The sequence below is a fragment of the Alteromonas sp. McT4-15 genome, from assembly GCF_020515205.1.
GTDB lineage: Bacteria > Pseudomonadota > Gammaproteobacteria > Enterobacterales > Alteromonadaceae > Alteromonas.
The window spans coordinates 22,445-35,875 of sequence record NZ_JAJALG010000016.1 but is presented as its reverse complement, the minus strand read 5'-3'; the positions used below and the strand labels follow the sequence as shown (position 1 = coordinate 35,875).

General features: G+C 44.4%; 15 protein-coding genes. 8 read left to right on the top strand and 7 right to left on the bottom strand.

What is annotated here, in order from left to right; translation table 11 throughout:
• The first annotated feature begins 252 nt into the window (after nucleotides 1-252).
• From LHL20_RS12495 to LHL20_RS12475, 5 genes are read left to right on the top strand one after another with little or no spacing between them, the layout of a single operon-like run.
• Nucleotides 253-903, top strand: a complete 651-nt coding sequence (locus LHL20_RS12495; protein WP_413228898.1) for a type IV pilus modification PilV family protein — start codon at nucleotides 253-255, stop codon at nucleotides 901-903.
• Nucleotides 900-1,766 (top strand): PilW family protein, encoded by an 867-nt coding sequence (locus LHL20_RS12490; RefSeq protein ID WP_202262001.1) that lies wholly within the window; start codon nucleotides 900-902, stop codon nucleotides 1,764-1,766. The genes LHL20_RS12495 and LHL20_RS12490 overlap by 4 nt, the downstream gene beginning before the upstream one ends.
• On the top strand, nucleotides 1,763-2,326 hold the full coding sequence (locus tag LHL20_RS12485) for a pilus assembly PilX family protein (protein WP_226433537.1): 564 nt from the start codon (nucleotides 1,763-1,765) through the stop codon (nucleotides 2,324-2,326). Before LHL20_RS12490 ends, LHL20_RS12485 begins: the two co-directional genes overlap by 4 nt.
• An 8-nt stretch (nucleotides 2,327-2,334) precedes the next feature.
• Complete coding sequence (locus tag LHL20_RS12480) at nucleotides 2,335-6,405, top strand: PilC/PilY family type IV pilus protein (protein ID WP_226433536.1); 4,071 nt, start codon at nucleotides 2,335-2,337, stop codon at nucleotides 6,403-6,405.
• 2 nt (nucleotides 6,406-6,407) lie between these two features.
• Nucleotides 6,408-6,872 carry a type IV pilin protein gene (locus LHL20_RS12475; RefSeq protein ID WP_226433535.1) on the top strand — a complete coding sequence of 155 codons (465 nt, stop codon included), beginning with the start codon at nucleotides 6,408-6,410 and terminating at the stop codon, nucleotides 6,870-6,872.
• A gap of 20 nt (nucleotides 6,873-6,892) precedes the next feature.
• Here the strand turns inward: LHL20_RS12475 and LHL20_RS12470 are convergent, their stop codons facing one another.
• From LHL20_RS12470 to LHL20_RS12455, 4 genes are read right to left on the bottom strand one after another with little or no spacing between them, the layout of a single operon-like run.
• A complete protein-coding gene (locus tag LHL20_RS12470; RefSeq protein WP_226433534.1) occupies nucleotides 6,893-7,165 on the bottom strand; it encodes a hypothetical protein in 273 nt (90 codons plus the stop codon).
• Nucleotides 7,155-8,042 carry a hypothetical protein gene (locus LHL20_RS12465; RefSeq protein ID WP_226433533.1) on the bottom strand — a complete coding sequence of 296 codons (888 nt, stop codon included), beginning with the start codon at nucleotides 8,040-8,042 and terminating at the stop codon, nucleotides 7,155-7,157. The genes LHL20_RS12470 and LHL20_RS12465 overlap by 11 nt, the downstream gene beginning before the upstream one ends.
• Before the next feature lie 12 nt (nucleotides 8,043-8,054).
• The gene (locus tag LHL20_RS12460; RefSeq protein WP_226433532.1) at nucleotides 8,055-8,651 is read right to left on the bottom strand and encodes a prepilin-type N-terminal cleavage/methylation domain-containing protein; all 597 of its coding nucleotides are present in this window, start codon (nucleotides 8,649-8,651) and stop codon (nucleotides 8,055-8,057) included.
• Nucleotides 8,645-9,130, bottom strand: a complete 486-nt coding sequence (locus LHL20_RS12455) for a GspH/FimT family pseudopilin (protein WP_226433531.1) — start codon at nucleotides 9,128-9,130, stop codon at nucleotides 8,645-8,647. The genes LHL20_RS12460 and LHL20_RS12455 overlap by 7 nt, the downstream gene beginning before the upstream one ends.
• 138 nt (nucleotides 9,131-9,268) lie before the next feature.
• On the opposite strand from LHL20_RS12455, the gene LHL20_RS12450 reads away from it, so the two are divergent.
• The gene (locus LHL20_RS12450) at nucleotides 9,269-9,661 is read left to right on the top strand and encodes a type IV pilin protein (protein ID WP_226433530.1); all 393 of its coding nucleotides are present in this window, start codon (nucleotides 9,269-9,271) and stop codon (nucleotides 9,659-9,661) included.
• A 19-nt stretch (nucleotides 9,662-9,680) separates the two neighbouring features.
• Here the strand turns inward: LHL20_RS12450 and LHL20_RS12445 are convergent, their stop codons facing one another.
• Entirely contained in the window at nucleotides 9,681-10,265 is a 585-nt protein-coding gene (locus LHL20_RS12445; RefSeq protein WP_159626989.1) for a GspH/FimT family pseudopilin, read from the bottom strand.
• Nucleotides 10,266-10,507: 242 nt separating this feature from the next.
• On the opposite strand from LHL20_RS12445, the gene nadE reads away from it, so the two are divergent.
• Complete coding sequence (gene nadE / locus LHL20_RS12440; protein ID WP_159627023.1) at nucleotides 10,508-11,344, top strand: ammonia-dependent NAD(+) synthetase; 837 nt, start codon at nucleotides 10,508-10,510, stop codon at nucleotides 11,342-11,344.
• Between the two features lie 2 nt (nucleotides 11,345-11,346).
• The gene (locus LHL20_RS12435) at nucleotides 11,347-11,685 is read left to right on the top strand and encodes a P-II family nitrogen regulator (protein ID WP_159626988.1); all 339 of its coding nucleotides are present in this window, start codon (nucleotides 11,347-11,349) and stop codon (nucleotides 11,683-11,685) included.
• A 66-nt stretch (nucleotides 11,686-11,751) separates the two neighbouring features.
• On the opposite strand, the gene LHL20_RS12430 is transcribed toward LHL20_RS12435, so the two are convergent.
• Nucleotides 11,752-12,237, bottom strand: coding sequence for an FKBP-type peptidyl-prolyl cis-trans isomerase (locus LHL20_RS12430; RefSeq protein ID WP_159626987.1), 486 nt, complete (start codon nucleotides 12,235-12,237; stop codon nucleotides 11,752-11,754).
• A gap of 76 nt (nucleotides 12,238-12,313) precedes the next feature.
• Complete coding sequence (gene ygfZ, locus LHL20_RS12425) at nucleotides 12,314-13,342, bottom strand: CAF17-like 4Fe-4S cluster assembly/insertion protein YgfZ (protein WP_226433529.1); 1,029 nt, start codon at nucleotides 13,340-13,342, stop codon at nucleotides 12,314-12,316.
• Between the last annotated feature and the right edge of the window lie 89 nt (nucleotides 13,343-13,431).

Genomic DNA, 13,431 nt, shown 5'->3' with positions numbered 1-13,431 from the left:
CGTATTGTATTTATGGCAATAACTTGATTTTATAACATCGCAAGAGCGATGAAGTATGGCATCGTTTAGTTGTTCTCATCCAATAGACGGTTGCTGTTAGCAAGTAGTCAGTAAGTTAATTCAAACTTTGCGTGCGCGTATCAAAAAATTATACGTTTTAATAACCAAGAATACGCAGTCACTTACTGTTTTGTCTTACTATACTACAGTGGCAGTAGTGCCAAATGTAATCTCACGTAGATGGCAGTAATGATGATAACAAACAAGGTGACAACGAAGCCTATTATGCAAGACCGCTTCTTCAAACAGCATGGTGCAGGGTTAATTGAAATCCTAATTACCCTATTTATACTCGCTGTCGGGCTACTTGGTGTTGCTGCTTTACAGTTTACTGGGTCGTTTGCAAACAAAGATGCCATTAGCCGCACCCAAGCTGAAATGGTGGCCTCTCAGGTTGCTGAACGCCTTCGAGCCGCTGCACGCCCTGCCTCGGTGGGAGATGGCATGGTAGTGCCTAATAATTACTTTTCTGCCAATACGTATAACTTTGCTGGTCTAAGTTGTTCTGGGTCGTCTCACCCTTATCGTTGTTACTGCTTAGTAAGACCGGCGGGTATTCCCAATTGCGAAGGTCAAGACTGCAACGAAGTGCAAATGGCGGCTTATGATGGTTGGGCATTGTCTTGCTCGGCTGTACAAACTAATCCTCAAACAAAAGTGCGAGTGAGTTGCGACGATAACAACAATGCTGATGTGTATAGTTGTAGTGCCGGCTCTCGCGTAGAGATTTTGCTAACGTGGCCGGTGACGTCATCGGGTAATCAAAAGTATACGCTCAATGCGCGATGCAATGCAGCAGAAGGTGATAGTAACGCCTGCGTGTTTAAGGATATCACGCTATGAGACGTATTCCCCACGCTCCAGCGCACCAAAATGGTTTTTCACTGGTTGAGTTAATGGTAACGCTAACGCTGGGCTTGTTGATTTCTGCTGCCGTTATCCAAGTGTTAGTGAGTAGTAGCGTAACTAACAAGCTCAATCAAGCGGTGGCGCAGGTCCAAGAGTCGGGACGATTTATTATGGGCCGCCTATCGGCTGAGTTCTACGAAGTTGGGCGCTACGATTTGGTAACGGCAAATATCGACAATTCAGTTGATACCATTGCTGAAGCCGCTTATGTACAAAATAATCCCATTGCCATACCTGGCGACTTTGGCTCTATAGCTAGCCTGGGTAGTGTGCAAACCGCATCAGGGGGAAGCGACAAACTCGTGGTGAGTATGCTTGGAACAGAAGATTGTACGGGCAATAACCATGGCTACGCAGTCGATGCTGAGTTTCATGTTGTGAATCACTATTTTGTCAGTGGCAATGCGCTGAAATGCACCGGATACGACGGGCGTGTATTGCGAGGTTTAAAGGTACAAGCTGTTTCACCCAGTACAGTGACGCTGCTTGACAACGTTGAAAGCTTTCAAATTCAGTTTGGCGTTTCAGACACCATTACGTCTTCGAGAGGTCAAGCCATAAGATACGTTACTGCCGATGAAATTGGTGGGCTGCGCAATACAAATCAACAAGTTGTATCTCTTCGCTGGGCGTTAATGCTGAAAAGCTATCAAAACGAAGTACAGCAAACGCAAGCGCAGAAATACGCCTTGCTTAATGAAGCCGCAAGGACAATGAGTACTTCTCATTATTACCAAGTTTTTTCTAAGACATTGGCGCTTCGCAATATGAAGAATTTTGTAAGGAGTTCGCAATGAGGCAACAAGGTTTAGTCATGGTGTTTGCACTACTTGTACTCTTGTCTATTACGGTATTAGGAGTAAGCGCGGTCACTAGTAGTTTATCTCAGTCGAAAATGGCCGTATCGATGCAACAAAGCGGCTTGGCTTTCGACGCTGCAGAGTCGGCGATCGCAGGCGTATTTTTTGAATCAGAAGATGAAGTGTTGTTAAGTGATGCAACCAAAACTGACCCACTATCTGAAGCGCGCCAAGGAAATATATTTGACCCTGTAGCAGATACTATGAGCTGTTTTGATGAAGGCCAGTGGACTGACCGATATATGACCGAGGGTGGTTTGGCCATTGGGGATAGGCATGTTACAGACGGTACCTATCAAACTGCTGCCTCCTCAAAAAGCTGGTCGCGTACCGCGTTTGTGAGAGAGCAGGCGTGTCGTGGGTCAAGTAATGTTATAGGCGGCAGTAATATCAACTGCCATATGTTTGTTATTCGTGGTTGTGGAAAGGTGTCTGGTAAGTCGTCAGTGGTAGCTAATACACTCGCAGCATCTGTATTCGGACCAGCATCTCAGTAGGTGGCGTTATGAAGAAAATCTCCAGTTATCTTGCCTCCATTACACTTTTTAGCTGTATTGGCTTTTCCGCGGTTGGTGACGACCTCGATATTTATTTAGGTAATGCCAACAGTGCGGTGACCTATAACCCAAATGTACTGTTCATAATGGACTCATCAGGCAGTATGGGCGGGTATGACGGAACGACTCAGACACGAATGTTGAGAGTGCAGAACGCACTTAAAGAGGCCCTTCAGTCGGCAACCAATATCAATGCAGGTCTTATGCGCTTCTCTGACTACGGTGGCCCCATTCTTTATCCCGTGCGTAACATTGATGAAGCGGTGAGACCTGAAATCATCATTTCGACAAGTGAAGATGACCATGACGCACATGAAATCGACGGAACGGTAACCACGCAAAGTAATGACCTTGTGCTAAGTAGCGGCACCAAAACAGTGACCTCAGGCTTGCGTTTTACAGACCTTAATATTCCACAAGGTGCAACGATTGTTAGTGCGAGCATTCGATTTACTTCAGAAAAATTCAACGTTGCAGGCACGTCATTTACAATTGCAGGCGAAGCGTCTGCGGCAAGTACTGCATTTTCAACTACTAATAACGACTTATCCTCACGCACGAAAACGGGGGCAAGTGTCGAGTGGTCAACAGATAATAGCTTCCCCTCATCGGGCGAAGTAATCACCACGCCAGACATCAGTAGTGTTATTCAAGAAATCGTTGATTTGAGTGCTTGGTGTGGCGGTAAATCACTGAATATCCTTATTGAAGGAAGTAGTACAGATTCGGCGAGTAGTCGAGAAGCAAGAGCAAGTGATGTTGGGCAAAGTGGTGCGCCACAGCTTGTTATTTCCTATGACGATTCAACCGCTACTGGTTGTATTCAAGGTGAGGGAATTTATCAGGTTGGTAACTCAAAAGATAACTCTGAAGAAGACACTAATGGCTACCCGAATACCGGTAACGAACTGACATTCAATTCTTACTATAACGACAATATTGGTATTCGTTTTCGCAATGTTAATATTCCTCAAGGTGCGGTAGTAACCGAGGCTTATCTTGAATTTACGGCATACAGCACACGTACTTACGGAAATCCGAGTATGCGTATTCGCGGTGTTGCTGATGACGATGCAAGCGACTTTCACCCCAATAGACGTTATCGATTAGCAAACCTGCCAAAAACGTCAGGTGTTACTTGGTCTATGCCAGATTTCTACAGCAATGGTGAATATCGCTCTCCAAATATTAGTAGTATCGTTAAAGAGATAGTCGATCGTAGCGGCTGGGTCGCAGGTAACGATATGGCGTTTATTTTAGATGATTTTGTGTCGTATCGCGGAGCTTATACCTATGGCGGGTCACCTTCAAAAGCACCCAGACTCATTGTGAAGTTTAACGGTTCAGCAACGCCTGGCGCTTCTGCTACGGTAAGAGAACACTTAATCAGTAAAATTGACGAGTTAAGTGCCAATGGCTTCACCCCAATAGTGGATACACTTTTAGAGGCGACAAACTATTACGGCGGATTGGCAGTTGATTACGGTTTGCGACGTGGCCAGGGTGATGTCAGCAGTTCGGTACGACGTAGTACCCGAGTCAGTCACAGAAGTTCGTATCTGGGCGCTGACTCGATACTGCCATCGGGTTGTACCGTCGATAATTTATCAAGCAGTAACTGTATTAACGAAGCTATTCCAAGCGGTGCGACTTACATCTCGCCTGTTTCTGACCTTCAATGTCAGACCAATAACCATATTGTGTTACTTTCAGATGGTGAAGCGAACAACAACCACAGTGTAAGTAAAATTCAAACGCTGCTCGGTAAGTCGTGTACAGGAAGCGGTGGTGAAAAATGTGGTTTGGATCTCGTTAAAAATATCAGTAAATCAGAAACCTCCGTCATCGGACCCCGAGTTATCACGCACACTATTGGCTTTGCCGCCAACAGTACGGCTAACAATTTCTTAAATCAATTAGCGTTACAAAGTGGTGGTGGATTCTATCAGGCAGACAACAGTACTGATCTACTTGAAGCGTTCAATACGATTTTACGCTCCGTAAAAGATATTAACGCGACTTTTGTATCGCCAGGTGTTGCTGTTAACCAATTAAACCGACTCACTCACCGCGATGAGCTTTATTTTGCATTGTTTAAACCTAGTGAAGGTGCGATTTGGCCCGGCAACTTAAAACGCTATCGGTTAAGCGGCGACGAAATTTTGGATAAGAACAGTTTAAACGCGGTAGATAGTGTGACGGGGTTCTTTGCTGAGAATTCTCACAGCTATTGGTCTACGTTAGCCGATGGTAGTGAAGTGAGTGACGGAGGCGCAGCCAGTAAGCTAGGTGCTAACCGCAACCTCTACGTATTCGAGGACGCTGGTAGCATCGTACGAAGTGCTAATGCACTTCACGAAGACAATAGCAGCATAACGATAGGCGATTTGGCGCTTGAGAGTGAACCTGATGCAGAAGCGCTTCGTGCAGCCATATTAAAATGGGCACGTGGAGTTGATGTAAAGGATGACAATGGCGACGGCAGCACAAGTGATTACCGTCCTCAAATGGGAGACCCCATTCACTCCCAGCCCATTATTGTGAACTATGGCCTAAATGATTCAGCGATTTTTGTTGCGACAAACCAAGGTATGTTGCACTCGTTTGATACGCAAACGGGTGAGGAAAATTTCGCTATTATGCCAAAGACCTTGCTTCAGAATTTACACCACTTCTACAAGGATGCTTCGTCATTTGAGCACAAGTACGGTATTGATGGCGACCTCATCTTGCGCACCGTTGATGAAAAGAAATACCTGTACGTAGGAATGCGCCGTGGTGGTCAGAACTACTATGTATTTGATGTAACGAATAAGACGGCACCAACCTTAAAATTCAAAATTGAAGGTGGTACAGGAGAACTTGCCAAACTTGGACAAACGTGGTCTAGACCTACAATTAGTAAAGTGCGTATGGGAGACCAAGTTAAAAACGTGATGATTGTTGGTGGCGGCTACGACGACGCTCAAGATGATCGCATTGTTAGGTCGAGTGACGGTATCGGCAATGCGGTGTTTATGTTTGATGCGGATAATGGCAGTTTACTGTGGCATGCGAGTAACGCTGACGCCAACCTTAATCTCACGAATATGACATACAGTATCCCTGGGCGTATTTCCGTAATAGACAGAGACAACGATGGATTTGCCGATCACATGTATGTCGCTGATACAGGTGGACAGCTTTTCAGACTCGATATTTACAACGGCAAATCAGGAAGTAACTTCATAAAAGGTGCACGTTTGGCTGATTTTGGCGGCGACACGGCAGAAACGAATCGTCGTTTTTATTATGGTCCCGATGTTACAGAGATCGCGTTGGGTGATGAGTTGTACTACGGTGTTGCTCTTGGTAGTGGCTGGCGAGCGTCACCTTTAGACACCGTTGTTGAAGATAACTTCTACATGTTAAAAGACACTGGTGTGTTTAAGCGAGACATTAATGGTGACTATTCGTTTATGACCACCGTGTATGAAAGTGATATGTACAATGCAACAAGCCATGCACTAACAAGTAGTGATGAAACGGCGCGCGAATTAGCGGCTGCAACGTTTGCTAACAAAGCGGGTTGGTATCTAAACTTAACCACTAATGGCGAAAAAGTACTATCATCACCGCTCATTCTTGATTACAAAGTATTCTTTACAACCTACGTACCAGCTGTGAGTAGCACAAGCGCTTGTGCACCACCGACCGGTAATAGTCGTGCTTATTTGGTAAGCATGTTTAATGGCAATGCGGTTACTGACCTAAATAATAATGGTGTGCTTGACGACGGCGATCGTGTTGCTGAACTCAAGCAAACAGGGATAGCACCAGAAACTAAAATTCTTATCGAAGATATTGTTAGCCCTGTGGTGTGTTTGGGCACCGAGTGTGTATCTGCCGTTATCGAGGTTGATGAAGATGGTAACAACGAAGCCTGCATTTCAGCATTTGAATGCTTAGCGGAAAATATCTATGGACGATTCGAACGAATTCAGCGCGGAAGCTGGCACTCAGAGACAGAGAGAGAATAAAAATGATTAAAGGTGTTCGGCAAGCGGGTTTCTCCCTTATTGAGCTAATGATTGTAGTAACGATAATCGGTATTGTGGCAGCAATTGCTTATCCTTCATATCAAGGTGTTATTGCCGATGGATATCGCGGTACTGGACAGGCAGACTTATTGGCTTTAGCCGCGGCTATGGAGCGTCATCACAGCGGCTCTTTTAGTTACGAGGGTGCAGCGAGCGGCGGCGGTAACACAGGTGCACCAACGATTTTTGCTACTTACTCACCATCGTCAGAGCCAGCTGCTAACAAGCGCTATGACTTAACTATCGTTGCCTCAAATGCGACGTCATACCAACTTAAAGCGACACCTGTAAGTGGGTCAGGTCAGGCGTCAGACGGAGCATTATTTTATTATAGCGACGGTCGAAAAGGATGGGATCAAAATAACAACGGTAGTCTGGAGTCGTCCGAGTACTGTTGGTCTTGCTAACTGGAGAGTAAAACGCTCAATCAGAGTTTAGACACAGGCTTAACCTGCAATTTCCCAAAAAGCACTATGTCATCCCAACGCTGTTCGTAGAGCGGGGTAATGGAGGCGAGTGCTTTTTGGTTCGTTTGGATTTGTTGTTGCGCTTTTGACTCAACAATTGTTATCAGTAACAGCTTTGTTTGAATATAAGTGTCAAGAAGTAACACCGAAGTACTGACGAAAAAGAAGAGGGCAACAAGTACCTCTACTAAAGCCACTCCGCTGTTTCGATTGTGCTGTTTTTCATTGCACATACCAACTCCCCGTTATTGGAATTATTTTTTGCAACGAGGGTTTGCGCTGTAAAGTCGTTAATATCTTGCTGGAGTAATGCATACTTCCCGCAATATGTTCGATTAATTGCGTATTTGATAAGAATGCACCATCAATACTCGCCCCACTTTTCAGTGACAACGTGTATTTCGTTGGTGTAGTTGATAGGTGCACCAAAAGGCCCTCGAAAGTCGTATTTTTTGCCAATGTTATGTTACCGTCTTTAACGATGATAAGCATAGGCGACGCGCTATTGGCATGATCTACATCGTTATCATCTATAACACAATCACCAACAACCCAATGCACACTTGCTTCTGCAAGATCATCACAGGCATTGCGAAGGTCCGGGTTGGGAAAATACAGCCCTGTTAGTTTTTGAATTTTACGATTGAATAAGGACTCAGTAATTGTAGGGGAAAAGGTCGTTGCTTGAACAATCGTTGGAATATTTAAAAGAGCTGGGTAGCGCAGATATTGTTCACCCAGCGTAATATTGTGGCTCACTGAGCTCACAGTTATATGGTACTGCTCAAGGTGCTGTTGATTTTTAGCAAGAAGCGAGAGTGCGTTAATTGAGTGGGTTACATCACCACTTATTTTTGGGATATTTTGGGGTGAAGTGGTACGCAACTGTGCCGCAATATCGCGTAGTGATTGAGTCAGTGAATACTCTACATCATTACTAGCTGTAATCGACCTATCGACATCCAAAAAATGTTGCACTGCACGGGATGTTGCCCCTGTAAGAAAAGCCGTTATTGTCAAAAGGATTATCACAATACCAATAATTACCATGCCTCGCTGTCGTCTACTTTTAGCGATAGCATTGTTAATTGAAATGCCATAGATGCTCATGAGTTACCTTAGTTAACGCGCATTAGGAATGTGAATAGTAAATTTCAGGGCTGACGCGATAGCGATATTTTTTGTGCTCTTTGCATCTATTTGAACCTCATATACACCGCCTAGTGCATTATGCTGTATGGGTGCAATTGAAAAATGCGTGATACGCAACGACTGACTATCGGTAATATCCTGCCACCCTTTGGCTTTACATGATGCTCCCGATACTCGCTGCTCTAATGCATAGTCACGTAAACGAAAACCCATAAGTTCTCCCTCAGCTTGAGTTACTTTACCATTGTGATTTTTATCGAATGAGAAGGTGACACAACTATGCTTTTTCTCATTGGGGAAATTGCTGATGCTAATTGAACTGCCTGCTATAGGGCTGAGGTTAATTGGTGTGAGTACTGGCGGCATGTTGAAGTCGGCCTGGCGCAAATTGCGTTTTAAATAATGATGCAAGGTTCGGATTTCGTCCTTTAAGGCAAGTTCAAGCTGCATCTGAAGAAAAGCGTGATGCAGCATTGCAACATTGCTTGTGGCGTAAGAAATGACTAGCGCGCCTAGGGTCGCTGCAATGAGCAACTCAACCAATGTAAACCCTTGAAACCTCAACACAATGCAACGCCTGAAAGGGGAGTATTTGAACAAGCCCTCACTCTGCCCAATACACTTATTGTCACTTTGCCCGTTAGTGACGCGTGAGCAATTTGCAGTGTTGTGTTGCCACCAAAAAAAACCGTCCCCAGTGGCGAAAAGGTCACATACTTTTTGTTTTCCTTTTTGTTCACAATAGTGGCGTTAAGTGCATTGGATTGTATCGACCACACTTTGTCATCAACAGCGCATTTATGAAGTGTTTGGCAGTCGCAGTTTTTGTCCACACTCACCGCAACACAGCTGCTTTTATTCATTTGTAAATGCAGGTGCACAGATGCTTTTCGTGAGATAGCAGCAGTGCGTGCCGTGGTAGCAAGCTCTGTAATAGCCCCCAGTGCGCGCCTAAATTCAATTTCTTGTTTCCACTTGACAAAAGAAGGGAGTGAAAGCGCACTGATAAAGCTCACCAAGGTAACGACGAGCATGACTTCTAGCAAGCTATAACCCTTATATCTTAACTTTCTGAAAAGAAGAGATGTTGTGTCGCGTAAAACCATACGTTAGTTCGGTTAATCTTAAGTAGGTAAATTGATAGCGTTACTGTATCGGTGAATACTCGTAAAGGAAGCTGTACTATGGAAGGGAATTGGCAGAGAAAGGCATTTGTAGCCAAAAATGAAGGGGTTACGCTAGTCGAATTACTTTGCGCTATCGCAGTAGTAGGCATTATTGCCGTCGCACTACACAGTCAGGTTTATGGGTCATCGCAAAAGGTAAATGAGATAAAAGCAAAGGCATACATTTTTGAAATTCAGGCCTTGCAAGCACGCCATTGGCTCCTCACGGGATTATACTTGCCATTATCATCACTGCCTTCTGTACCAATTGACGAGGTTACAGTGTCAGAAAACAAAGTGAGTAAAAATACCTATGAAATTACGTTTAGCATGGGGTTTTACACCAACGGTGATAAGTGTAAAACCCTTGTATTGACGCCGCAGGGCGTAACGCCTAGGTCATGTATGTAAGAATGCGCTAGAAAAGGAGTTAGCTACAACTTAGCTCAGTGCCGCTTAAGTCTTCTTTAACGCCATTACCATCACTATCTACCGCAACAGAAATACGTCCATAAAGGGATAGTAACAAGGCCGAAGCATAAGCATTATCGTTCGTTTTTGGACACATTGTTATCGTGGCTGCGGTATCAATACCCCCTTGTTCGTCAAATACTATGGCTCCACTGATACCGTATATCGCGTTTGCAGAATTTAGCGGGTCACTGCTTACTATTAGTTCTTCGGTATTATCACGAGTGCCATTGCCATTGGCATCGATAAATACCATTTTTGCATTTTTCCAATCGCTGACACACGCCGTATAGTTTTCGGTAGGGCACATAACGACATTTGTTTGTTCGTCGACAGCAGTAAACCTTGCGCGTTGTGCTACCGCACTTAAACTATTTAAGTCAGCAGTGATTTTGTTTTTGATAAGGATGCTTTGAATGTTGGGTGCCACCGATGTAAGGATAATTGCCAAGATAGCCACAGCGACTAGCATTTCCAATAACGTGAGACCGTGTTGCGATTTCAGCGAATGAAATGATGAGTTACGAGCTACGACATTTTTCATACGGTGTAATTAACTCTTTAACTTAGATTACAAATAATAAATTGTGCGATGGATCAAACACACTAATACATTATAGGTTAAACTAATTCTCAGTCGGTAGGGTATGTAATTATGCCTTAGCGCATATACGACCATACACTTAACGTGCTTATCAAAAACAACAGCATAATAGCACTAACATCTCGGTGTATATTATCGTAAACTCATTAGACAGGACGCCTCAACATTACGTGGAAATTATGATGCAAAAACAAGCAGTTATTGAAGAAATGAAAGTGCTGCCTGAAATTGACGTGGAATTTGAAATTGCTCGTCGAGTCTCATTTATCAAAAAGCAGTTATTAACGTCTGGCCTGAACGCCCTTGTGTTGGGCATTAGCGGCGGTATTGATTCGTGTACGTTAGGGCGACTAGCCCAGTTAGCCGTGGATGAGCTAAATAAAGAAAATCATGAAAATTATCAGTTTATTGCAGTGCGTCTGCCATACGATACTCAGGCTGATGAAGACGACGCGCAACAGTCTATTGATTTCATAAAACCTACACACGCTGTTACGGTTAATGTACAGCCAGGTGCAGATGCTATTCACGTCTCTACAACCGAGGCACTTGCACAAACTAACTTACTGCCAGAAAGTGACGCCAAAAAAGACTTTGTCAAAGGCAATGTTAAGGCGCGTACCCGCATGGTAATTCAGTATGAGATAGCGGGCATGGTTGATGGACTCGTGCTAGGTACTGACCACTCTGCTGAAAATATTACAGGCTTTTACACTAAATATGGTGATGGCGCGTGTGATTTAGCTCCTCTGTTCGGGTTAAGTAAGCGCCAAGTACGTGCAATAGCGGCACATTTAGGTGCACCACATAATGTGATTACAAAAGCGCCTACGGCCGATCTAGAGAGTTTAGCGCCGCAGAAGGCTGACGAGCAGGCGTTAGGTATGACCTATGACCAAATAGACGACTTCCTTGAAGGAAAAGCGGTTTCTGCAGAAGTAGAAGAGAAATTGCTCTATATTTATGAGCGTACACAACATAAACGTGTGCCAATTCCAACAATTTACGATGAGTTGTAGTCATGAAGAAAATTGAAGCTATCATTAAACCGTTCAAAATGGACGACGTTAGGGAAGCGCTAGCTGAAGTCGGTATAGCAGGGATGACTGTGTCAGAGGTGAAAGGCTTTGGTCGTCAAAAAGGCCATACTGAGCTATATCGCGGCGCTGAGTACCAGGTCGACTTCCTACCGAAGATTAAAATTGAATTAGTGCTGGATGATGAGCGAGTAGAGCAGGCCGTTGAGGCCATTCAATCATCCGCAAAAACCGGCAAAATCGGCGACGGAAAGATTTTTGTCTACAACGTAGAGATGGCCGTGCGAATTCGCACTGGTGAACAAAACGAAGACGCTATTTAATTTTATCGTAAGAAAAAACAAAGGGGAGCAGACAGTAGTGTGCTCCCCTTTTCTTATTGTGCGTTATTAGTGGTCGTGGCCACAGCCGCCAGCGCCATGTGCGTGGCCATGCTCAAGCTCTTCAGCAGTGGCTTCTCGTACATCAATGACTTTCACATCAAAGGTAAGCGGAATACCTGCTAGCGGGTGGTTTCCATCAACAACCACTTCGTCATCGGTGGTCTCGATAATGATCACAGATTGCTCACCCTGTGGTGTCGTTGCTCTGAACGACATGCCAACTTCTACGTCCATACCTTCGAACATTGAGCGAGGAACGGTTTGAACCAGTTCATCAGCGCGCTCTCCGTATGCTTTTTCAGGTGTAACAGCAATATTGAAGCTATCATCTTTCGACTTGCCAATTAATGCATCTTCTAATCCCTCAATAAGAAAGCGGCGTCCTAGCAGCACTACCAGCGGAGACTTCCCTTCTGATGAGTCAAGTGTTGTACCATCTTCGGTAGAAACGGTGTAGTGCAGCGTTACAACGCTGTCAGAGGTAATTGTCATAACAAATCCTAGTTAGGCCCTAAACTAAAATAGGGCAGTAAAAAATGTAATACAGTACTTTTGAGTTGGTGTACTGTTAACGGCGTTTCTTCACAATATTGCTCGCTTGTTGCTCAATATTGTACGGCAATGCATTAGGGTAGCAGGTCACAGCAGTATTATCAGCCAATCTGTGTAAATCCGAAGGAGTTGTGTCGTTATTGAGTACTGCAAGCAGCCATGTCTCTTGTCCGAGAGTCACACTATTAATAACTTTCCCCGCTATACGCCAATTCTCTCCAAGTTGCTTTTCTAACGATGCACCAGGAGCAATATCAACGGTGCTATCTAAGGTAAGACTAAACGCTGCGCGTTTATTTTTACCCAGGAAACGGGTGCGTGCTACAACCTCTTGACCCATGTAACAGCCTTTATCAAAATCGATGCCCTCTAGGGCATGCACGTTCATCATCTGAGGTATGTATTCAGCAATAGACGCTTCATCTATTGTGGCATGCACGTTTTTTATCTGAAGTGCACTAAACACGCTATGGGGAAAACAGGTGATATCAAGTGACTCAAGTTGCTCGCGAAGTGCACTAGCAACGTCGTTTTTTACAATCGCTATAACACCGTTTTCTTGAAGGCCACTATTATAAAGAATACCGCTTTCAGCAGAATAGCTTGTTAAATTCTTTTGAGAACTCGGTATTGAAGTAAGTGCTGCAAAGTCTGCGTGGGGGAAGTGTGTTTTGAGCAATGCTTCAGCAACGTTTGAAGAGACAAAAAATGACTCATACGACGGTGTCGCATCAATTATGTCGACCTTAGAGAACACCCCATATTTGTTTAACTGAGCCAACGAATGGGCGCCTGATGATGTATTTGTGATCATCAACAGTTGCTGGCCATGGCGTGCTACTACACCTAGTGACCAGGTTTTACCTTTATTGTCACAGTGGGCATAGTGACGAGCAATGCCGTCGCTTAGTGCCGTGATATTAACCGTTAACTGACCATGCAGGTAGCTGTCAGCTTGCTCACCTTCCAGTGAAATAATCATATTGTCACTTAGCTGTACGGCAAATTGTTCAGGTAGTGAATGTAAAGCGGTGAGTTGCGTCATAACGGGTTCTCATAAATAACGAATGATGTGGTAAACGTATGGCAAAAATCAGGATATTCAAGTCCCAGCTGGCGCCAAAAGTTAGGACT